At 60.3% G+C, this 19,787-nt stretch carries 20 protein-coding genes; 3 read left to right on the top strand and 17 right to left on the bottom strand.

Features of this window, described 5'->3' with window-relative positions:
• Positions 1-132: 132 nt before the first annotated feature.
• Complete coding sequence (locus NLY36_RS22305) at positions 133-366, bottom strand: helix-turn-helix domain-containing protein (protein WP_023735803.1); 234 nt, start codon at positions 364-366, stop codon at positions 133-135.
• Positions 367-470: 104 nt separating this feature from the next.
• Between NLY36_RS22305 and NLY36_RS22300 the strand changes: the two genes are divergently transcribed.
• On the top strand, positions 471-752 hold the full coding sequence (locus NLY36_RS22300) for a DNA -binding domain-containing protein (protein WP_081731037.1): 282 nt from the start codon (positions 471-473) through the stop codon (positions 750-752).
• 94 nt (positions 753-846) lie between these two features.
• Here the strand turns inward: NLY36_RS22300 and NLY36_RS22295 are convergent, their stop codons facing one another.
• From NLY36_RS22295 to NLY36_RS22230, 13 genes are all read right to left on the bottom strand, one after another.
• Positions 847-2,757: a putative bifunctional diguanylate cyclase/phosphodiesterase gene (locus NLY36_RS22295; RefSeq protein WP_023735805.1), complete on the bottom strand. Its 1,911-nt coding sequence runs from the start codon at positions 2,755-2,757 to the stop codon at positions 847-849.
• A gap of 290 nt (positions 2,758-3,047) precedes the next feature.
• Positions 3,048-4,229 carry a 5-demethoxyubiquinol-8 5-hydroxylase UbiM gene (gene ubiM / locus NLY36_RS22290; protein WP_023735806.1) on the bottom strand — a complete coding sequence of 394 codons (1,182 nt, stop codon included), beginning with the start codon at positions 4,227-4,229 and terminating at the stop codon, positions 3,048-3,050.
• A gap of 692 nt (positions 4,230-4,921) precedes the next feature.
• Entirely contained in the window at positions 4,922-5,320 is a 399-nt protein-coding gene (locus NLY36_RS22280; protein WP_245260241.1) for a BON domain-containing protein, read from the bottom strand.
• Positions 5,320-5,499, bottom strand: a complete 180-nt coding sequence (locus NLY36_RS22275; RefSeq protein ID WP_286462603.1) for a CBS domain-containing protein — start codon at positions 5,497-5,499, stop codon at positions 5,320-5,322. Before NLY36_RS22275 ends, NLY36_RS22280 begins: the two co-directional genes overlap by 1 nt.
• Before the next feature lie 162 nt (positions 5,500-5,661).
• Positions 5,662-5,832, bottom strand: a complete 171-nt coding sequence (gene ccoS / locus NLY36_RS22270) for a cbb3-type cytochrome oxidase assembly protein CcoS (protein WP_023735807.1) — start codon at positions 5,830-5,832, stop codon at positions 5,662-5,664.
• Entirely contained in the window at positions 5,829-8,111 is a 2,283-nt protein-coding gene (locus NLY36_RS22265) for a cation-translocating P-type ATPase (RefSeq protein WP_023735808.1), read from the bottom strand. Before NLY36_RS22265 ends, ccoS begins: the two co-directional genes overlap by 4 nt.
• A complete protein-coding gene (locus NLY36_RS22260) occupies positions 8,108-8,605 on the bottom strand; it encodes a FixH family protein (protein ID WP_023735809.1) in 498 nt (165 codons plus the stop codon). The genes NLY36_RS22265 and NLY36_RS22260 overlap by 4 nt, the downstream gene beginning before the upstream one ends.
• Positions 8,602-10,161, bottom strand: a complete 1,560-nt coding sequence (gene ccoG / locus NLY36_RS22255; protein WP_023735810.1) for a cytochrome c oxidase accessory protein CcoG — start codon at positions 10,159-10,161, stop codon at positions 8,602-8,604. The genes NLY36_RS22260 and ccoG overlap by 4 nt, the downstream gene beginning before the upstream one ends.
• A gap of 129 nt (positions 10,162-10,290) precedes the next feature.
• Entirely contained in the window at positions 10,291-11,154 is an 864-nt protein-coding gene (ccoP, locus tag NLY36_RS22250) for a cytochrome-c oxidase, cbb3-type subunit III (protein ID WP_023735811.1), read from the bottom strand.
• Between the two features lie 2 nt (positions 11,155-11,156).
• On the bottom strand, positions 11,157-11,306 hold the full coding sequence (locus NLY36_RS22245; protein WP_023735812.1) for a CcoQ/FixQ family Cbb3-type cytochrome c oxidase assembly chaperone: 150 nt from the start codon (positions 11,304-11,306) through the stop codon (positions 11,157-11,159).
• A gap of 11 nt (positions 11,307-11,317) precedes the next feature.
• Positions 11,318-12,049: a cytochrome-c oxidase, cbb3-type subunit II gene (gene ccoO / locus NLY36_RS22240; protein ID WP_023735813.1), complete on the bottom strand. Its 732-nt coding sequence runs from the start codon at positions 12,047-12,049 to the stop codon at positions 11,318-11,320.
• Positions 12,050-12,060: 11 nt separating this feature from the next.
• Positions 12,061-13,671, bottom strand: coding sequence for a cytochrome-c oxidase, cbb3-type subunit I (gene ccoN, locus NLY36_RS22235; RefSeq protein WP_023735814.1), 1,611 nt, complete (start codon positions 13,669-13,671; stop codon positions 12,061-12,063).
• A 551-nt stretch (positions 13,672-14,222) separates the two neighbouring features.
• Positions 14,223-14,969 carry a Crp/Fnr family transcriptional regulator gene (locus NLY36_RS22230; protein ID WP_023735815.1) on the bottom strand — a complete coding sequence of 249 codons (747 nt, stop codon included), beginning with the start codon at positions 14,967-14,969 and terminating at the stop codon, positions 14,223-14,225.
• 154 nt (positions 14,970-15,123) lie between these two features.
• Between NLY36_RS22230 and hemN the strand changes: the two genes are divergently transcribed.
• The gene (gene hemN / locus NLY36_RS22225) at positions 15,124-16,473 is read left to right on the top strand and encodes an oxygen-independent coproporphyrinogen III oxidase (protein WP_023735816.1); all 1,350 of its coding nucleotides are present in this window, start codon (positions 15,124-15,126) and stop codon (positions 16,471-16,473) included.
• A 335-nt stretch (positions 16,474-16,808) separates the two neighbouring features.
• On the opposite strand, the gene queE is transcribed toward hemN, so the two are convergent.
• Genes queE through queC form a run of 3 tightly spaced genes read right to left on the bottom strand, consistent with a single transcriptional unit; the run spans position 16,809 to position 18,594 of the window.
• The gene (gene queE, locus NLY36_RS22220; protein WP_023735817.1) at positions 16,809-17,543 is read right to left on the bottom strand and encodes a 7-carboxy-7-deazaguanine synthase QueE; all 735 of its coding nucleotides are present in this window, start codon (positions 17,541-17,543) and stop codon (positions 16,809-16,811) included.
• The gene (gene queD / locus NLY36_RS22215) at positions 17,540-17,896 is read right to left on the bottom strand and encodes a 6-carboxytetrahydropterin synthase QueD (protein WP_023735818.1); all 357 of its coding nucleotides are present in this window, start codon (positions 17,894-17,896) and stop codon (positions 17,540-17,542) included. Before queD ends, queE begins: the two co-directional genes overlap by 4 nt.
• Positions 17,896-18,594 carry a 7-cyano-7-deazaguanine synthase QueC gene (gene queC, locus NLY36_RS22210; protein ID WP_023735819.1) on the bottom strand — a complete coding sequence of 233 codons (699 nt, stop codon included), beginning with the start codon at positions 18,592-18,594 and terminating at the stop codon, positions 17,896-17,898. Before queC ends, queD begins: the two co-directional genes overlap by 1 nt.
• Positions 18,595-18,997: 403 nt before the next feature.
• Here queC and NLY36_RS22205 point away from each other — a divergent pair, with 403 nt between their 5' ends.
• Positions 18,998-19,387: a hypothetical protein gene (locus NLY36_RS22205; protein ID WP_023735820.1), complete on the top strand. Its 390-nt coding sequence runs from the start codon at positions 18,998-19,000 to the stop codon at positions 19,385-19,387.
• Positions 19,388-19,787 lie beyond the last annotated feature (400 nt).

The following is a 19,787-nucleotide window of genomic DNA, read 5'->3' as shown; positions in this document are numbered from 1 at the left end:
GCGTCGAGGAACCCGACGGCATCGGCGCCGTGCGCGCGGCTTCCTCCGAAAACCAGCGCTCGCCTTTCAACAAATTGAGGCATTGTCCTAGACAATATTCCTGTCCGGATCATGATAGATGCGGCGCGCCCGCTAGGACCGGAGGCTGGACAGAATCTCGCACGGATCAGCGTCAATGGCCGCAGTTATGTCGAGAAACTCGATGACGTCGAGACGCCGCTCTGCGCCCTCGTACTTGGCCACGAAGGATTGGGGACGACCAAGCTTGTCAGCCAGCTGCTCCTGGGTCAGGCCTTTGGCCTTGCGCAGCGAAACCAGCTGGGCCAGAAACCGCTGGTGGCGGGGCGATCGAAGGGATTTGGGCATGGAGGCGAACCGGTCGGGTAAAGACCGGATCAGCGACTAATCCCGGTTTCGGATTATCCCATTTTGGGATATACTGCGTGCGCTCACAGGCGAGGTTCGCAGGCATGAATGGACCAATGGGAACAGATGAGACTCGAAGCTCAACTTTGAGCGATGAAGTCCCCTGGTCGGAGAACCTCACGAGCTACGACAGGGAGCATTTCACGATCTACCTGCGGATCCTGGATGCCTGCGCCGACAATGCCAGCGAAAAGGAGATGGCCGAGCGCATTCTCGGCATCGACCCGTCCATTGACCCGGTCCGCGCCCGCAAAGCTCTTCGCAGCCATATCGACCGTGCGAACTGGATGGTGACGACCGGCTACAAGGAACTGTTCGCCGGCTGATGCACAACGCCCACTGCCACGTGTTTCGAGCAGGCAAGTCTCTGTAGCCAAATTCGGCAGCGCACGGCCGCGACAGCCGGCGCGGCGGGAGCGGTCACAACTGGTTCGCGTGCTGTTTGACTGCCATTTCCAGTGCTTGCATCGACGGCACAGCCTTGGAGAAGAGGAAGCCCTGAGCGGTTCGGCAGCCAAGCTTGTGCAGGGTTTGCCGATCCGCCTCTGTTTCGACGCCCTCGGCCATGACCTCGATCCCGAGCATGTCACCGAGTTCGATGACCGATTTGACAAGCAGTCGGTCCTCTCGGGACTTGGCCAGGCCGCGAATGAAGCCCTGGTCTATTTTCACCTTGCGTATCCGACGGTCCTTGAGAGATGCCAAGGTAGAAAAGCCGGTGCCGAAGTCATCGAGCGCGATGGAAATACCGGCATGTGAAAGCCGTCCGAGCTTTTCATCCACTCTGTCCGGGTCCACCGGCGATTCTTCGGTAATCTCGATTTCGAACATCGTCGCAGGCAGGCCTCTTGCCGCCAGACCATCCAGAACCATGTCGTCGATATCGCCGGCTTCCAGTTCGCGAGGGGAAACATTCATCGCCACACGAATGTCACGACAGTCAGCTTTCACCAAGCCGTCGATAAAAGCACAACAGTCGGCGAATACGGTTTGCGTCAGCAGCTGAAGCATTCCGGTTTCGCGTGCGGCCGTGATGATTTCGGGTGGAGAGATGGCACCATGCGTCGGATGGGACCATCTCAGCAAGGCTTCAAAACCGACCACGGTCTCGGTTTCGAGTTTCACGATCGGCTGGAACCAAGGTTGCAATTGTCCCGTCTTTATCGCCGAATGAAGATCCCGTTCGATCGACTGGCGACGTTGCAGTTCCCTGTCGAGTTCGGCATCGAACAGGCAAAATTCGTTCCTGCCATGGCGCTTGGCCGTATACAGGGCGATATCCGCCCGCAACAACATTTCAGTCAGGCTCGGCGTCTGCGCCAAGTATATCCCTATCGATGCCCCGACCCGAACGGACGCGACCTCGATATAGGGGCGAGCAATTTTGGCTATGATATTGGAGGCGAGATCACTGGCAGAAAGCGAAGCTCTCGTTGAGGGAAAAACCAGCACGAATTCATCGCCGCCGATACGAGCGAGCGTTGAGCCTTCGGGTGCTTCCTGCTCTATGCGGCGGGCGATCATGACAAGCAGTTCATCACCGGTCCTGTGACCGTAGGTGTCATTGACAGATTTGAAGCCGTCCAGATCAATCAGCATTGCCACGAAGGGGCCATCCGCGGTCTTGAACCGACCGATGGCGTGTTCAAGGCCCCGCCTGTTGAGAAGGGCGGTCAGATGGTCCTCCCTGGAGTTGCGCTCCATTTCCGACGCAAATCGCTCTGCCTCATGTCTCAGGCGGCTTGCTTCGCGGAAGCGCGCCTGCCCAACAAACGAAGCTCGGACCAAGCCGCCCATGAAGAGCAGAACGGTGAAAGCCAGAATGTAGCGTTCAAAATTGCCTTTCGCCAAAAGGCACGCCACCGTGATGAGGAGTGGAGGTGTGATGAAGCTGGTCGCCGCCGCGGCATACGAACTGCCATATGTAACCGCACCAGCTGAAATGCCCGCCAGTATGACCAGATGCATCGGTGCTTGTGGTGTTGTGTATCCAACAGTCAGCACGGCCGGGAAGGACCATGCAAACCCTGCCAGAAGGGCAAGGACGCCAAACATGCGAAGGCGCGGCAAAACGCCAAGCAAATCCTGATGGCGCCCCGTTTCCTTTAGCTGAAAACGGGCGAGTGCAAGCCGGGCGGCATTTAGCGCATTGACGACCAGGAACCAGCTGGCAGCGGCGAAGCCGCCGCCAGAAAGGGCCTGCACCGCGCAAATCAGGCCTGACAGGATCGCGCTTATCGGCATCGACACGAAGAGCCCGGCCCTCAGGTCAGCAAGCTGATCCTGACGGATTTTGGCCTCCAGCGATTCTTCTTCCTTTAGGGGTGCCATGAATGGACCAGCTTGCTTGCGTCGTTGTTCGCGAGGACCAAATCTATGCAAGCCCACTGAAGGACGGGTTAACTACCCAGCGAGGGTAACCAGTGCGCTCACCATGCTTCGGGTCACACCTTTGGCTTGCATTGCGGAATCATCAAGGCTTCGCCCGCGCGCGTGCCTTGATCCGAATCATGCCATGAGGCAACGTCACCAGGAAGCAGCCGTGCCCGCGACGACGCGCGCCAGCAAGACAAGGAAGCCTCGCCGAGACAGCGTTCCAGAGCGGCAGCGCTCTGTGCGATTCACCGCCTGAGCATGGCCGAAATGCCATGGCGGACAAAGGGAAGATGTTGGGCAAAGCGGAGCGCAGCATGTCTTGCAAGCCGTGCCGCCGGGTGCTCGCTTGAGTAGAGACCGACAAGCATGTTGGTGGCATGATAGAGCGGCCCCGCCGACAGCCGCAGCCGGCTTTCGTATCTGCCGAGCATGTCGGGATCGGCAATGTCGCGGCGGGCGCGACATGCTGTCAGTATTTTATGAGCGAGTTGCTTCTGGCCGCTGAGGCCGATGTTAAAGCCATGCGCGGTCACCGGGTGCATGCCGATGGCAGCGTCGCCGATCAGTGCCGCACTCGGAGCCGAGAACTTGTGCGCCCAGGTCGTGACCAGCGGATAGGCATGGCGGGTGCTTGCCAGGGTCATCTGCCCGAGGCGTCCTCGACACCTGTTCATCAATTCCATGCGGAACAATTCGTCATCGAGAGCAGACAGTCTGTCGGCCTCGCTTGAGCGCAAAGTCAGAAGCAGCGACGACACGCCTTCCATGAGCGGCAACATCGCTATGGTCTGATGGTGGTCGAACCATTCGACCGCGATCTGGTGATGGACGCGCTCGTGCCTCACTCGGCAAATCAGCATGGAGTGGCCAAGCGGATGGATGGTGGCGCCAATGCCGAGCAGGTCGCGCATCGCGGACAAACGCGAATCCGCTGCTACGAGCAGCCGAGCGGCCAATTGCCTGCCATCAGAAAGCGTTATGACCGCCTCGTCTTCGCTATTTGTTGCATTGACGACCGAGTTGCCGCACAGGAGCCGGGCATGATCCTGGCAGTGGACAATTTTGAACAGGGCATCGCGGATCCGACAATTTGGGACCAGAAATCCGAGTGGTTCCCCAGATCCGCTGGGGCCATCGAAGCTCAGGGCGAAAGGGCTGGATCCGTTGAGCACGCGCGCGCCATGAAGCGGTGATTTGTCCGATGCGGGGATGGCATCCCAGGCGCCGAGCTCGCGAAGGATTCTCACTGATGCGTGGGTCAGCGCGATCTCGCGACCGTCGAAAGCCGGATTCGCCAGGCTGTCGAGCGACTGCCGTTCAACCACTGCCACCTTGAGTCGGCTCCAGGCGAGCGATGCTGCGAAGGCAAGTCCGACCGGCCCAGCTCCGACGACAATGATGTCGAATTTGTCGACATAGCCGGCCATCAGCGTGCCGCCATAGCGGCTATCTTCGATACGAAGCGCTCTTGAAGCATCGCAATCACCCACGGTTTGCCGCTCATCTCCCCAACTCGATAGACATGCGTTCTCCGTTGGAAGCCTGGTCAATGAAACCATGCCGATGAAGAGATAACGCTGATCTGGATCAACCAGGCTCGACAAACCCGGCAGCGGCGGGTTCACGGTCGAGTGGTCGATTGCCGTGAAAACGTCTGCATGTCTGGGCATTCTGAATGGTCGGCTTCCCAATCGCGTGCCCCTCCTGGCCAAAGGTTCGGCAACGTATTGTGGCTGATCCGTTCTTCGCACGCGCGCCTCGCGGGCAATCGCCAGCAAAGATTCGGTCGACTGACGACCAGCATCCGCACAGTCGTTGGCGCCGCCAACCGGTTCAGCCTCGCGGCTCTTCCCGATCGATAAGGACCCGCTCGGCGGAGCCGTCGAGATCTTTGTATTGGCCGCTCTACAAGATCCACCGGAAGCCCCGGTCCAAGCCCCACCAAAACAGGCAGCGGCCATCGCATTTCCGTCAGGACGGGCGTCTTGCTGCCGACAGCGTGCTCTCCGACCATAACGCGCTAGACGCCGAAGGAACTCGCCGACGGCCTCATGTCCAAATGATGTGGGAAGGGAGCAAACCAAAGGGACTCTGCTTGGCGTCCCCGCTTTTTTCGCAGCTATGAAACCATCACTGAGAACGGATCCGTACTGAGGAGGAGGCGGTCCTTGACTTGCCCGACGCCGGCAACCTTCTCGGCCGCAACGATCGCTGCCTTCCGCTGACGCTCGTCGACAATCGCCCCCTTCAGTTCGACAAGGCCGTCGCTGACCCTCACATCGATCACGTCACCACCGCTCCAGGTTTGTGGCTGCAGTTCGGCAAGGATAGCCTTGCGGATCAGTTCGTCATCGGGTGGCGTGGTGCCCTGTTTCGACATGGCGCGGATCAGGACAAGCAGCAAATCAGTTCGCGTGATGATGCCGACGACCCTTTCCCGATCGACAATCGGGACATTGTTGATGCGGTGTTGCATCATGAGGTCGACAGGAGGCGCCGAGATGACGTGTGTGGTCATCACCTGATGGATAATCCGTCCATTCGAGCGCACACATAGTCATTGGCGGTTGTGCCCGGGCCAAGATCAAGCTCCAGCCAGCGCGGACGCACACGCTGGGTTCCGAGTTCCTCTCGGCGCAAGAAGTCGCTTTTGCTTACAATGCCAACCAAGGTGCCGTCGCTGGTCGTTACCGGCAGGCAGCTGACTTTGCTTCAAAGCATGACCGCTTCGGCGATCGTCGCGTTCGCATGCGTCGTGATGACTGGCTTTGTCATTAAGGATTCGGCTTGCATCCTCACCCTCCTGATCTTTCGTCGGACGACGATAGGACATCCCGACCCGCGGCGCGTTGATCTGAGTCACGTGGAACCAGTGGCATTCTCCGCGCCGTCGTCGCTGTCGATGAGAATGCGCTCCGCCGCGCCATCGAGATCCTCGTACTGGCCGCTTCTCAACGCCCAAAGGAAGCCGGACAGGCCGAGTGAGCCGAGGAATAGCGCTACGGGGATGAGGTAGACGAGCGTCGTCATGACGATTGAGCCAAGGCGCCGGCCCGCGCGGGCCTGTCTTGCCGCGCAATTGCGGACGACGCACCCGTTGCGAAGCCTTGCAGACGCATGGCATTTCCAACCACGAGCAATGACGAGGCTGACATCGCGACCGCGGCGATAAGAGGCGTAACATGGCCCAGAATGGCGATCGGCACGGCAACAGCATTATAAACGATCGCAATTGTTATGTTCTGTCGGATCAGGGTTCCCGCCTTGCGCGATACGTCAACAGCCAGCGGGACCGCCAAGAGGCTTTCGCGCAGGACAACGAAGTCGGCTGCATTGCGGCCAATGTCGGCGGCGGTGGCGGGTGCGATCGAGACATGCGCAGCGCTCAGCGCCGGCGTATCGTTGAGCCCGTCGCCAACCATCAGAACCTTGTGCCCGTCCCTCGCCAGCGTCTCGATGCGTTCAACCTTGCCGGACGGCAGCAGGCAGGGAACGAAATCATCGACACCAAGCCCGTCCGCAACCTCGGCGCAGGCTTTCGCGGTGTCGCCCGACAGCATCTCCACGCACATACCAGCGTTGTGCAGTTGATCGATGGCTGCCCTGGCGTCGACGCGCAGCGCATCCTCGAAATCGAAGGTCGCGACAATGATCCCGTCTTTCGTCAGAACCGTCCCGCCATAGCCATGTCTGCCTTCGCGGCCGGTGCGGGCTTTCCATCCTCCGCGTCGACCCAGCCGCCAGGTGCTACCGGCGGCAGCGGCTTCGATGCCGAATCCCGGCTGCTCGGTGACGGCATCGAATTTGTGCTGCCCGCCAAGGCGGGCAAAGCCGGCTATGGCCTTTGAAAACGGGTGACGCGAGTGCGCAGCCATGTCTCCCGCGATTGCCAGCATGGCCGGATCAATCGAGTCCGCATTGACCAGCCGGGGCTGGCCGAGGGTGAGCGTTCCGGTCTTGTCGAACACCGCTCTATCAATCGTCGCCAGGCGCTCCATGGCCGAACCGTCCTTGACCATGATGCCGTTCTCGAACAGGCGCCGCGCCGCGACCACCTGGACGATCGGTACGGCGAGGCCGAGCGCGCACGGGCATGTGATGATGAGAACGGCAATGGCGATGGTTATCGCCCGGTGCCAGTCACCGGTCGCCGCCATCCAGCCAAGGAACGTCGCGAAGGCTGTGAGATGAACCACCGGGGCATAGAGCGCTGAAACACGATCGGCGATCCGGCGATAATGCGCGCGGCCGCCCTCTGCGGCTTCCATGAGCCGAACCATTTCCGCCAGAAACGAATCTTTCGCGGCGGCTGTCGCCTCGATCGTCAGCGGGCCGGTTAGGTTGAGGATACCGGCCTGAACGGCTTCGCCTGCTGCAACGCTTCGAGGCGTGCTCTCGCCGGAAACCAACGAGCAGTCCAGATCCGAGGCCCCTTGAATGATCTTGCCGTCGACGGGGATTCTCTCGCCGGCAGCGATCAACAGCAGCATGCCGGGTTCGATCTCGCCAACCGGCAGATAGTCGCGTGCACCATCGCCGCGCAGCACCATGGCGCCACGTGCGGCCAACTGGGACAGGCCTTTCACGGCGGTCCGGGCACGTTCGCGCATGACATGATCCAACGTGCGGCCGATCAACAGGAAGAACAGCAGCGACACCGATGCGTCGAAATAGGCGTGGTCGCCATGGGTGATCGTCTCATAGAGGCTCATGGCGTATGCCAGCGACACCCCGACCGCGATCGGCACGTCCATGTTCATGCGACCGTGGCGCAACGCATTCCAGGCCGAGCGGAAGAAGATGCCGCCGGCGAAGGCTAGTGCAGGGATGGCGATAAGCGCCGAGACCCAGTGGAACAGGTCGCGGGTAGCGCCTTCGGCTCCGGACCAGACCGAGACCGAAAGCAGCATGATGTTGCCCGCCGCAAAGCCCGCAACAGCGACGGCGCGGATGAGCTCCGAGAGCGTCTTGTCCTTTGTATCGGTGTCGGCTTCGAACAGATGTGTCTGGTAGCCCAGGCGTCCGAGGATAGCGACGAATGGCGGAACGTCGTCGCCGCGCCAGCGGATAGACACCCGCCTCGTTGACAGGTTGACGCGGGCGGCTTCGACATGATCGAGCTTTCCCAATGCCGTCTCGATAGTCTGAATGCAGGCACCGCAGCGAACGGCCGGTATCGAAAGCTCGGTCTGATGAAGGTCGTCGCCAAGTGATCGGCTCGCCAGCTTGATTTCCTGGCTGGACGGCAGGGCCGAGGTCACGCTGACCATATCCAGCGCCATTTCAGCACCCGGCGTACAACAGCTCATTGCAGCGCTCCATGGGAAATCACGATCCTGCGCACGTCGCGATACGGTTTATCCAGGCCGGCATCGGCGTCGACTTCGACGATCCAGACACCATCCTTCGGCAAATGCTGGGCGGCGAATTCCTGACCCGAGGCGAGGACGAGCTTGATGGATTCATCCTCTTTTTCGTAAGCGGGATGGCGAAACAGCGCCTTCACGCTATGCAAGGGAACCGGTTTGCCGGCGGCGTCGATGAGGCCGTAGCGGACTTCACCCGATGCGATGGTCAGCTTGCCGGTCCAGCCGAGGGCTGCCTGCGCCCGCCCTTCCTCGGCCTTCCTGTTGAACTGCTGGCTCGCCACATAGGTGTTTTCGACGACCAGGCCGGTCCAGCTCGTGTTGGCAAGCGTCGCCATGGTCAGATTGACCGCGATGACCACACCGAAAAAGGCCAGGATGATGGCCAACATGTGCCTGCCGGTGAATTCGCGGGTTTTTTGTGTTCTGGCGCTCATCTGGCAGTCTCCGGCGCGTTGAAGGTGGCGGTGTACTCGTTCGACTCGAAGCTGGCTCTGTCCTCGACGCGGAACTTGAAGGTCTGTGCCGGAGCGCGGATCTGGTCCGCCGGCTGGCGAACGAAGACCCTCAGCATTTTCAGGCGGTCGGGTTCGACCGGAATGGCGAAGGAACGGCCTGCGGGGATGTCGTCGCCGACGACGACGATGTCAGCGCCTTCAAGGCCCTGCATGGTTACGACGATCGTCCTCGGCTCGGGGATCATGTTGAGCAGCTTGACGGTGTAGCCGTTGCGGATCGAGCCGTCGGAGAGCGTCACGAATTGTGGATTGCGGTCGTGCAGGACATTGATTTCGAGCCGGTCGCGCGTCAGCAGCGAGTAGAGGAGGCCCAGGCCGATCAGCGACCACATAGCCATGTAGACATAGGTGCGTGGCCGAAAGATCTTGCGGATGTGGAAATGCGCCACTCTGTCCGAAAACAGGCCGTCATCCGTCCTGACCAGCGCCGGATTGACTGAGCTGGACCCGCCTGCAGTCGCCAGCATCATGTTGGCGTTGTAGTCGGAGAGCGTCGCATAGGCGATCAGCCCACGCTCCTTCCCGAGCTTGTCCATGACGCCGTCACAGGCGTCGATGCAGAGCGCGCAAGTGATGCATTCGAGCTGCTGGCCATAGCGAATGTCGATCCCCATCGGGCAGACCGCGACACAGGCATTGCAGTCGACGCAGTCGCCGACGGACTGCCCTGCAGCTTGCACCTTCTTCGCATGACGCCAACGCGGTTCGCCGCGCCAGTCATTGTAGGTGACGGTGAGCGAACTTTCATCGAGCATGGCTGCCTGGATGCGCGGCCATGGGCACATATAGGTGCAGACCTGCTCGCGCATCAGCCCGCCGAACGTGTAGGTCGTTGCCGTCAGCACGGCGACGGTGATGTAGGCGACGGGGGCTGCCGTGCCGGTGAAGAGTTCGCCAAGCAGGCTGGGCGCGTCACCGAAATAAAAGATCCACGCGCCGCCCGTCAGCGCGCCTATGGCCAGCCAAATGGCGTGTTTCGATACCCGCAGCACAAGCTTGCGGGGAGTCCAGAGACCGGCATCAAGCTTGATACGAGCGTTGCGGTCACCCTCGATGGCTCGCTCGACGACCAGGAACAGATCGACCCATACGGTCTGCGGGCATGTGTAGCCACACCAGGCACGGCCGACAGTCGAGGTGATCAGGAAAAGACCGACGCCGGCCATGACCAGAAGGCCGGCGACATAGTAGAATTCCTGCGGCCATATCTCGATGAAGAAGAAATAGAAACGCCGGTTGGCGACATCGAGCAGCACGGCCTGGTTCGGGCTAAACGAGCCCCGATCCCAGCGCAGCCACGGCGTCAGATAGTAGATGCCGAGCGTGACCGCCATCACCAGCCATTTGAACTGGCGAAAGCTGCCCGAGGCCCGCTTCGGGAAGATCTTCTTGCGCGCGGCGTACATTGGCTGACGCACCTTGGCGGAGTCGACCGGCGTGGGTTCGATCCTTTCTATTTGCGAGTTATCAAGCACGAGAAGCTCCAGTCACCAGCGACGATTTCGCCGGAAACCGACTCATCGGTTCTGGATGATGCCGAGGCCCGGCTTGCGCCGGGCCTCGTCGCTTGGCGGGAGGGGGAGGACGAGAATAGGCTTCTGCTCCTATTCTCCGCCGCCAAGCGAATGGATGTAGACCGCCAGTTCCTTGACCTTGGTCTCGCCGAGGCGCGCGCCCCAGGCCGGCATCACGCCCTGTTTCGGCGCGGTGACCTGGGCGGCGATGGCCGCTTCGCCTGACGCGTAGAGCCAGATGGCGTCGGTCAGATCTGGAGCGCCGAGTTCCTTGTTGCCTTTTGCATTGTCGCCGTGACAGGCCACGCAATTTTCGGCGAAGACCTTGGCGCCGGGCGCGACCAACGATTGATCCCCGACAGTGCCGGACAGGCTGGCAACGTAGGTGCTGACCTGTTTGATCTGATCGGCGGTGATGATGTCGCCAAAGGCCGGCATTTCCGACAGGCGCGTAGCCGGGTCGGAGGCGAAGCGGATGCCATGAGCGATCGTCTGCTGGATCTGGTCCACCTCGCCGCCCCACAGCCAGTCGTCGTCATTTAGGTTCGGAAAGCCCTTGGACCCTTGGGCGCCAGAACCGTGGCACTGCACGCAATTGACCTTGAACGCGGCGGCGCCGGCAGCGACGGCGAATTCGCGCAGCGTGTCATCCGCAGCAATCTCCGAAACACTTTTCGACTCTATTGCGGCGACATATTTGCCCTTTGCCGCTTCGGCCGCGGACAACTCGTTCTTGACTTCGTTGCGGCTGGAATAGCCAAGTACGCCCTTTGTCGCGGAGTGCAACAGCGGCCATGCCGGGTAGGCAATTGTGTAACCGATCGCCCAGACTATGGTCATGTAGAAGGTGATGACCCACCAGCGCGGGAGCGGGTTGTTGAGCTCGCGAATGCCGTCCCACTCATGACCGGTCGTCGAGATGCCGGAAACCTCGTCAATGTGATCGCTGCTCATGATCAGTCCTCCTTCAGAGGAATTTGAGCTGCTTCGCCGGCTTGCCTGCGGCTGCCGGGGCGAAGTGCAAAGGCAACGGATCCGATGAAGAAAAGAGCGATGGCAAGCAGGCCCCAGCTGTCAGCAAACTCCCGCATGAAATTGTACGTCATCGCCATTGTCCTCAGCGGTAGCCGGCGGTCTCATCGTAGTTCTTGAAATCGACAAGCGTGCCGAGCATCTGGAGATAAGAAACCAGGGCGTCCATTTCGGTGACTTGCTGCGGATCACCGTCGAAATCGCCGATCCTGGCCTTGGGGTAGCGGGCCTCGAGGCCGGACGTGTCGGCATTGGGATCAGCCTGCGCCATCAAATCAGCATTGGCGTTAGCGACCATGTCGTCGGAGTAGGGAACGCCGACGCGCCTGTTGGCAACCAGATGCGTCGAGAAATCCTTCACCGCGATCGGCGTATCCTTCAGAAAGCCATAGCTCGGCATGATGGATTCCGGCACCACGGAACGAGGGTCCGTGAGGTGCTCGACATGCCAAAGATTTGAGTAGCGATCGCCAACCCGAGCGAGGTCCGGTCCGGTGCGCTTCGATCCCCACTGGAAGGGATGATCATACATCGACTCGGCCGCCAGGCTGTAATGCCCATAGCGCTCGACCTCGTCACGGAACGGGCGGATCATCTGGCTATGGCAGAGATAGCATCCCTCACGCACATAGATGTTGCGCCCGACGAGTTCGAGCGGCGAGTAGGGCCGCATGCCTTCGACCTTCTCGATCGTGTTGTCGAGATAGAAGAGCGGCGCGATCTCGACGATGCCGCCGATTGTCACGACCAGCAGCGACCCGAGGAGAAGAAGTGTAGCGTTCTTCTCGATGACCGCGTGTCTGTTCATCAACCTCATTTTCTGTCTCATCATCGCGCAAGCTGGAGGGCGGGAACGGAGCCGGGCATCGGATCCTCCTCGCGCCGGTAGCCAAGGATGGTCATGGCGATGTTCCACGCCATGATCAGGGCGCCGGAAAGGTACATGGCTCCGCCGATGGCGCGCATGATGTAGTAGGGGTGCATGGCGGCCACGGTTTCGGCGAAGGAGTAGACCAGGAAGCCCTGCTCGTCGTATTCGCGCCACATCAGGCCCTGCATGATGCCGGACACCCACATGACCGACGCGTAGACAACGATGCCAAGCGTCGCCAGCCAGAAGTGCCAGGTAACGAGGCGCAGCGAGTAGAGCCGTTCACGGTTCCACAGCTTCGGCACCATGTAATAAAGCGCGCCGAACGAGATCATGCCGACCCAGCCGAGTGCGCCCGAATGGACGTGTCCGATGGTCCAGTCGGTATAGTGCGACAGCGAGTTGACCGTCTTGATCGACATCATCGGGCCCTCGAAGGTGGACATGCCGTAGAAGGCGATGGCCATCACCATCATGCGGATGATCGGATCGGTGCGGAGCTTGTCCCAGGCGCCCGACAGCGTCATCAGGCCATTGATCATGCCGCCCCATGACGGCATCCACAGCATGATCGAGAACACCATGCCGAGCGTCTGCGCCCAATCGGGCAAGGCGGTGTAGTGCAAATGATGGGGTCCAGCCCAGATGTAGAGAAAGATGATTGCCCAGAAATGGACGATCGACAGCCGGTAGGAATAGACCGGCCGGTTCGCCTGCTTGGGCACGAAATAATACATCATGCCGAGAAAGCCGGCGGTCAGAAAGAAGCCCACGGCGTTGTGGCCATACCACCATTGCGTCAGAGCGTCCTGGACCCCGGAGAAAGCCGAATAGCTCTTCGAGCCCAGGAAGGAGGCGGGCATGGAGAGGTTGTTGACCACATGCAGCATCGCGATGGTGACGATGAAGGACAGATAGAACCAGTTGGCGACGTAGATATGCGGTTCCTTGCGCTTCAGGATCGTGCCGAGGAACAGGATGAGATAGGCGACCCAGACGATGGTCAGCCAGATGTCCACATACCATTCGGGCTCGGCGTATTCGCGGCTCTCGGTGATGCCGAGCAGGTATCCGGTTGCGGCCATGACGATGAAGAGCTGGTAGCCCCAGAACACGAACCAGCCGAGATCGCCGCCGAACAGCCGGGCGCGGCAGGTGCGTTGCACGACGTATAGTGACGTGCAAAGCAATGCGTTGCCGCCGAAAGCGAAGACGACTCCCGACGTGTGAAGCGGGCGCAGGCGACCGAAGTTGAACCAGGGCTGGATGTTGAGATCGGGGTAGGCAAGCTGCAGCGCGATGACCACGCCGACCAGCATGCCGACGACACCCCAAAACATGGTGGCGATGGCGCCGTAGCGGATTGGACCGTCCATGTAAGCGGACGGGTCGATCGGAGCGGCAGGCTTGAACTCAGTGTTGCGCAACAGGATCGCAGTGAAGCCAGCCAAGGCGAAGAACAAGACCCACATATGCTGGCGAAAGGGTTCATCCACCCCAGCGCCAGCGGCCACCAAAGCCGCGAATGCGAACAGGCTTAGAAGCACGATTTCTTTGCCGAATTTCATCGCAAGCCCCGATTTCCAATTCCGGCGGATGCCAAACCGCGGTGCCTTATTGCGCAGCCGTCGCCTGCTCGCCCTGATCCATGTCAGAGCCGCACCATTTTGCTTCGAGCAGCATCGAGTTCGGTGCGATCAGACTGTGTCGAATGTGGAAGTGCAGCACCGGCCGACGGTTTATGGACAGGCCCGGCGTCCCCAGTCGGGGCCCGGGTAGGAGGCGACCGCGGGCGTGTGGGGAAGCGCACCTTCTGTGACGCTGGTAAGCAGGCCGATGCCTTACCGAACGTCGATCGTTTCAATGCCTTGGAACAGCCAGCGCCAGCGTTGCGCTGCCTTCGCGACATTTATAGTTTGGGGAGACGGCGATTTTCGCCTGCGTATGAGGCATATTGACTTCGGCCAAGTGTGGATGCTTCGCCGACGAGCCGAAACGCAACTGGCGTATACGATCGGATGGAGAACGGGCTGTCGCTACGCGATGTCTTCTGAGCCCAACGCGAGCATGCCCTGCCCCGAATGAAGTAAGTGGCGTGGGCCATGCAGCTCCGTGTCATTCAAACGGCTATTGCGCCTCGGCCGCCGCAGCGCCGTTCCAGCCGGCTCATGCTGTCCACGGTGACGCGGCGGTTGTTCTCGATCCGAATCACGCCGTCCATTCTCAGGCTGGTCAGCTGACGGCTCACGGTCTCGTTTGTGATGCCAAGGAAATCAGATATGTCGGCACGCGTCATCGGCAGCTCGAAGCATGCCGACATAGCCGCCGGGTCAACATTGGAGTCGATGTTCCGGGCAATCATGAGGAGAAAGCTCGCCACCTTCTCTGGTGCGGTCTTGCGCCCCAGAGTCACCATCCATTCGCGGGCCTCGTCAAGTTCGTTCAGCGCCTGCTTGAGCAGGCGATGCACAAATTCGGGTGACTGCTTCATCATCCGTTCGATGGCCGCTCTCGGAAACGAGCACAGCGAGACAGCTGTTGCCGCTTCCGCATTGATCGCACTTTTCATCTTGAAGGGCCGTCCCAGAAAATCCGGCGCGAACTGGAGACCGACGATCTGCTGGCGGCCGTCCGAAAGGCTCTTCGTGAGCTTCACCACGCCTGAAAGCACGTTTGAATAACAGTCCACCGCCTCGGCGTCGCCGATCAGTTCGACCCCCGGCTCGATATTGTGCCGCGACGACGTCTTGGCGAGCTGAGCCAAATCGTCTGGCTCGAGCGCGCCACAGACACCGCGGCGCCGTGCCTCGCAAGGCAGGCAAAGAACGGGAATGCCGGAACTGTGAATATCCTGCCGTAATGTCATTCGATCGCTCTACCGGTCCAGTGCGGGCAGGATAGCAATCCACGGTAGAAAAATCCTTGCGGCAGTTTGTCCGTGCTGAAGGTTGATCGAAATCAGGGCTTAGGCTCATCCAAGCATCCACAGTTCGGGCGACGCAAACACGGTGGACCACGACATGCGACAAAAGCTAGCTGCCAGATTTGGCGAGAACGTCCCGCGCTATACCAGTTATCCGACTGCGCCCCATTTCCATGCGGGCGTCGATGCCGTCGTTTACCGAGGCTGGTTGGAGGCGCTCGAAGGTGGTGACGAGATATCGCTTTACCTGCATATTCCCTATTGCGACAGGCTCTGCTGGTTCTGCGCGTGCCATACCAAACAGACCCGCCACTACGAGCCGGTGGCCGCTTATCTGCGCTCGCTGTATGCGGAGATCGCCACGGTTGGCGGCCTTGTTACCGGCAAGGGCCGAGTTCGCGCGGTTTATTTCGGCGGCGGTTCCCCGACGATGCTGGAACCTGAGGATATAGTGGCGCTGGGAAGCCTCCTGCGCAACAGCTTCGCCTTTCTTCCCGGCGCCAAGATCAGCGTTGAAATCGAACCCAATGATATGGACGATGCCCGCCTCGATGCGCTTGCCGAAATCGGCACGACCCGTGCGAGCCTCGGCGTCCAGGACTTCGATCCGAAGGTTCAGAAGGCAATCAACCGCGAGCAGAGCTTTTTGCAGACCAAAGCGGTAGTCGACGGTGTTCGTTCGCGCGGCGTCGAATCGGTCAATCTAGACCTGCTCTACGGCTTGCCGCACCAGACGAGGGAGAGCGTCTCCTCCACCGTCGCGCAGGCGCTGACCTTGGAACCCGACAGGATAGCGCTTTTTGGCTACGCCCATGTGCCGTGGTTCAAGAAACATCAGACCATGATAGACGAGGCATGGCTGCCCGGTCCCGCGGAGAGATTTGCTCAATTGCAACTGGCGGCGCGGGCGATCGTGGACCAGGGGTACGAAGCAATCGGCCTCGACCATTTCGCCAAACCCGGCGATGCCCTGGCCCTTGCCGCCCGCGCCGGAACACTGCACCGGAACTTTCAGGGTTACACCGACGATTGCTGCGAAACCTTGATTGGGCTAGGCCCATCGTCCATCAGCCAGTTTCGGCAGGGCTATGCGCAGAACATGCCTTCGACCAGCGAATATCGATGCACGGTTGATGACGGCGGGCTGGCCGCTGTTCGGGGTATCGCACTTTCCAACGACGACCGCGTTCGCGGCTGGATCATCGAACGTTTGATGTGCGACTTCGCCTTCTCGGCCATCGATCTGGTGGAACGCTTCGGCGAGGCCGGCCAGAGGCTCCTCCTTCAGTCAAGTTCCATGGCCCTCCACGATCCGGTTCGATTGCTTGAACTTGATGGCGACAGATTCGTTGTGCCGGCTGAAAGTCGCCCTTTCGTCCGAAGCATCGCGGCCAGGTTCGACAAATATTTCGAAACCGGAACGGCCAGGCACTCGGCGGCAGTCTGAGCACCGCAGAGGAACGGTCATGGCTCTCACTCGATCGTGAACCGATTGCGATCGTTTTCCACTGTTGACCGGCGACCGTCGGCCGAGACGGTTCGAAGCGGACCAGACGCGTCTTGGCATGGCGACGATGTCGCCCGCTCATGCCCTGCCTGTGAGATCATGGTTGTCGGCGACAGCTCCCTTCGACCTTGCAAGGAGAATGCAAGGTGCCGTGCAAGCGGCTGACAACACTTGGGCCGGTGGCAGAAGTCCGCAAGCACCCCGGCAGCGCGGTCAACGTTGAACCACCCGTTCACCCGAATATGCCGGTGCAGTTCCGGTGGAAAGGGCTTGGCCTAGACGGCTCTCTTGTTACCCCAGAGCATAACGTGCAGCTGCGGTAGCACGCGGGCTTCGAACCATTTGTCGCGGGTCACGCTGTCAACCAGCCACTCCATGCGCTTCAATATTCCGTCAAGGTCGACGGGCGCGTCATCATTTGCCGGGTGTGGCGGCGTGTGATTGCCGGGTTGCAGATAGATCGGAAGTTGCGGAAATTGCGCAGCGGCGTCTTTCGCGTAGGCGTAGTCCCTTTCGTCGAAAACAATGAGCTTGAGCACGATTTGGGGCTTGCCTTGTGCCGCCTGGAGGCACGCCTCGACAGCGGCCCAATCTGTCGTCATTTGGCTTGACGGCGGCTTTGGGCTGAGGATCAGCACGTCAAGGTGCGCAAACCAGTCCCTGGCAAGCGAACCTTGGGTTTCCAGCGCAAAACGGTAACCGTCACCATGGCCTCGGTCGATGAGCGCGCCGAGCGGCTGGATGGCCGGATTGCCGCCTGACAGTGACACCATAAGCGGGCGGCCACCGGAAAGCGCAAGCACATTTTTCCACACCGCGCCGACGGACATCATCTCCCATTCATGGCGGAATTGATTGTCCACAGCATGCAGGCTGTCGCACCAGGAACAGCGAAAGTCACACCCGCCGGTTCTGACGAAGATCGTCGGCAAACCTATGAGCACGCCCTCGCCCTGGATCGTCGGCCCGAAAATCTCGCTAACGCGGATTGCGGGATGCGTATTGGTCATGGCCGGTATTCCGCCCAGGTTTTCGGCGTTTCGCTCACCCGCACGGCCGCGGTTTCGCTCAGGCGTGCCTTGCACCAGTCGTAGAAATGTCTGGCCAGATATTCCGCCGTGACTTGCTCGTGTCCCAGCACGTCGTTGAGATGTCGGTGGTCGAAGCTCTCGTCGATGTAGCGTTTGAATGGCGCCAAATCGTGGTAGTCGCGCACGAAGCCGTGATCGTCCAGTCCATTCGCTGAAAGCTCCACTTCGACGATGTAGTTATGTCCGTGCAGGCGCGCGCATTGGTGATCGGGTGGCAATGAGGTGAGCTGATGCGAGGCTGAGAAGTGGAATTCCTTGGTGATGCGGAACATTACGCGGTGGTCCTTCGCAGCGCTCCGAGCCAGAAGTCGGAGTCCTCGTACTCGGTTGGGTCCGGGTGCCCAGCGATGTGGAACCCCTCACGCCGCTCGACGCAGGTCCCGCACCTCCCGCAATGACGCTCGGCGCCCTTGTAACAGGACCAGGTCTGCGCAAAGGGCGTGCCGTATGTGGCTCCATCCCTAACAATGTCCGCCTTCGTCAGGTTCACATAGGGTGCATAAAGGCGAATCTGCGCGTAGCCGTCGAGCGCGTGGTCCTGCATCATCTGGAAAGCATCGATGAAGGCCGGACGGCAATCGGGATAGACAATATGATCCCCACCATGCACGGCCGTCGCCACCGCGTCAGCGTCTTGCGCTGCGGCGAGGCCGAAGGCAATGGCCAACATGATGGCGTTCCGGTTGGGCACCACCGTTACCTTCATCGTATCTTCGGCATAGTGCCCATCGGGCACGTCCACATTGTCGGTCAGCGCGGAGCCGGAAAGGCCGCCGCCGATCTCGTGGATGTCGATGATTCGCTGCGGGACGCCCAGGCGCTCCGCGCAAAGGGTGGCGAAGCCCAATTCCTTCCTATGCCGTTGGCCGTAATCGAACGATAGCAGGCCGGTAAGCTGGTGCTCCGCTGCCACCTTGTGAGCAAGAGTAACGGAATCCAATCCGCCGGAGCAGACGACGAGAGTCTTCATCGTTGGGTCCTTGTTTTAACCGGGTAGGCTGCGACCGGAGATTTCTCTGCGCTCCAGTACTTCAGGAAAACCATTTTGTGAAGTGAACGGAGACCAGTTTCGTGCGCTTGCGTGCGGTGCGCAAAACGCCCTCGCGGTGAGCTGCAAGGACACGGACTGATGAGACGTCACGCTTCAGCGGAATGCTCAAGCGGCCGCTGCTCGCGGACAAAGTTCTCGACGAGCAGAGCCTGGCGGTTCCGAGCGCCGAGGGACGACACTGCAACGGTTGCAGGGTACAAGGAGCCCGGATGGCTTGCCGCAAAGATGACCGGCAAACCCTGAATAACCGGTGATGAGCCGACATCTGTGAACAAGCGGTGTGGTCGATTGCAATCACCCATGTCTTGCGCACAGGTACCTTATGTCAGTGGATGAACTGAACTTGATGGTTTTACAGATGGCAGTCGAAAGCGTCCGCTCGCTCTCGTTGAGCTTCGCTGAAAAAGCCGCCGAGATAGCCACCAGGAGCCGCGGAATCCTGCTTTTCGACGTGCGGATCGACGGTGACGCGCAGGTCCAGCGGGTCGCAGCCATCCGATATCACGGCGGCCAATTCGGCGTGCTGGCGTTGGATGTACACGGCCTAGTTACCCACTATTGCATCGTTAACGGTATGTTCTCACATTACATTGCGTCCTTGGAGAGCTGGCACAGGATGCCCCTGTCGATGCAGGCCAAGATGGATGCCAACGGCAATGCCCGTCTCTTCGTAGCCGCGTTGCGGGATGCCGGACATATGCTGGGCACCTAGCATTGGGCGAGAATGCATCTGTGAATTTTGCATGTGCGTCACTGCGATGGCGCCGGCATGATCGTCATGCTCCAAAACGGCTGCGGCCCCCGCGAAGCGGTCGCCGCGATGATGGTGATCAACGGCGTTGCATCGATGCGAGCGTAGACAGAGGTCTCCTCCTGGCATCGAGCGCATGCAAGGAGCTACGCAAGCGCAGCTGCATCAAGTATTTTGAAGGGACGACCTCATGCATGGAGCTTGCGCTGCATACGGGCGGCGCGAGCCGCGTTGCCATCCAGCAGAGAGGGTGCTTGCGGTACTCTCAATGACCCGAGATCGCAAATGGACGTGGGTAAGCACCAGAACTGCAACACCCATGGTGGTCCGCTGGACTCGCTGGAGGAAGCACAAGGTGTCG

It is taken from the genome of Mesorhizobium sp. C399B (genome assembly GCF_030323185.1).
In the GTDB taxonomy this organism is placed as follows: Bacteria; Pseudomonadota; Alphaproteobacteria; order Rhizobiales; family Rhizobiaceae; genus Mesorhizobium.
Note: the sequence above shows the minus strand (reverse complement) of the source record. Positions and strands in the feature narration are given on the sequence as shown.

Coding starts and splice junctions, on each gene's coding strand:
- NLY36_RS22305 (WP_023735803.1), bottom strand. CDS start 366: ATGCCCAAATCCCTTCGATCGCCCCGCCACCAGCGGTTTCTGGCCCAG.
- NLY36_RS22300 (WP_081731037.1), top strand. CDS start 471: ATGAATGGACCAATGGGAACAGATGAGACTCGAAGCTCAACTTTGAGC.
- NLY36_RS22295 (WP_023735805.1), bottom strand. CDS start 2,757: ATGGCACCCCTAAAGGAAGAAGAATCGCTGGAGGCCAAAATCCGTCAG.
- ubiM (WP_023735806.1), bottom strand. CDS start 4,229: ATGGCCGGCTATGTCGACAAATTCGACATCATTGTCGTCGGAGCTGGG.
- NLY36_RS22280 (WP_245260241.1), bottom strand. CDS start 5,320: ATGACCACACACGTCATCTCGGCGCCTCCTGTCGACCTCATGATGCAA.
- ccoS (WP_023735807.1), bottom strand. CDS start 5,832: ATGACGACGCTCGTCTACCTCATCCCCGTAGCGCTATTCCTCGGCTCA.
- NLY36_RS22265 (WP_023735808.1), bottom strand. CDS start 8,111: ATGAGCTGTTGTACGCCGGGTGCTGAAATGGCGCTGGATATGGTCAGC.
- NLY36_RS22260 (WP_023735809.1), bottom strand. CDS start 8,605: ATGAGCGCCAGAACACAAAAAACCCGCGAATTCACCGGCAGGCACATG.
- ccoP (WP_023735811.1), bottom strand. CDS start 11,154: ATGAGCAGCGATCACATTGACGAGGTTTCCGGCATCTCGACGACCGGT.
- NLY36_RS22245 (WP_023735812.1), bottom strand. CDS start 11,306: ATGACGTACAATTTCATGCGGGAGTTTGCTGACAGCTGGGGCCTGCTT.
- ccoO (WP_023735813.1), bottom strand. CDS start 12,049: ATGAGGTTGATGAACAGACACGCGGTCATCGAGAAGAACGCTACACTT.
- ccoN (WP_023735814.1), bottom strand. CDS start 13,671: ATGAAATTCGGCAAAGAAATCGTGCTTCTAAGCCTGTTCGCATTCGCG.
- NLY36_RS22230 (WP_023735815.1), bottom strand. CDS start 14,969: ATGACATTACGGCAGGATATTCACAGTTCCGGCATTCCCGTTCTTTGC.
- hemN (WP_023735816.1), top strand. CDS start 15,124: ATGCGACAAAAGCTAGCTGCCAGATTTGGCGAGAACGTCCCGCGCTAT.
- queE (WP_023735817.1), bottom strand. CDS start 17,543: ATGACCAATACGCATCCCGCAATCCGCGTTAGCGAGATTTTCGGGCCG.
- queD (WP_023735818.1), bottom strand. CDS start 17,896: ATGTTCCGCATCACCAAGGAATTCCACTTCTCAGCCTCGCATCAGCTC.
- queC (WP_023735819.1), bottom strand. CDS start 18,594: ATGAAGACTCTCGTCGTCTGCTCCGGCGGATTGGATTCCGTTACTCTT.
- NLY36_RS22205 (WP_023735820.1), top strand. CDS start 18,998: ATGTCAGTGGATGAACTGAACTTGATGGTTTTACAGATGGCAGTCGAA.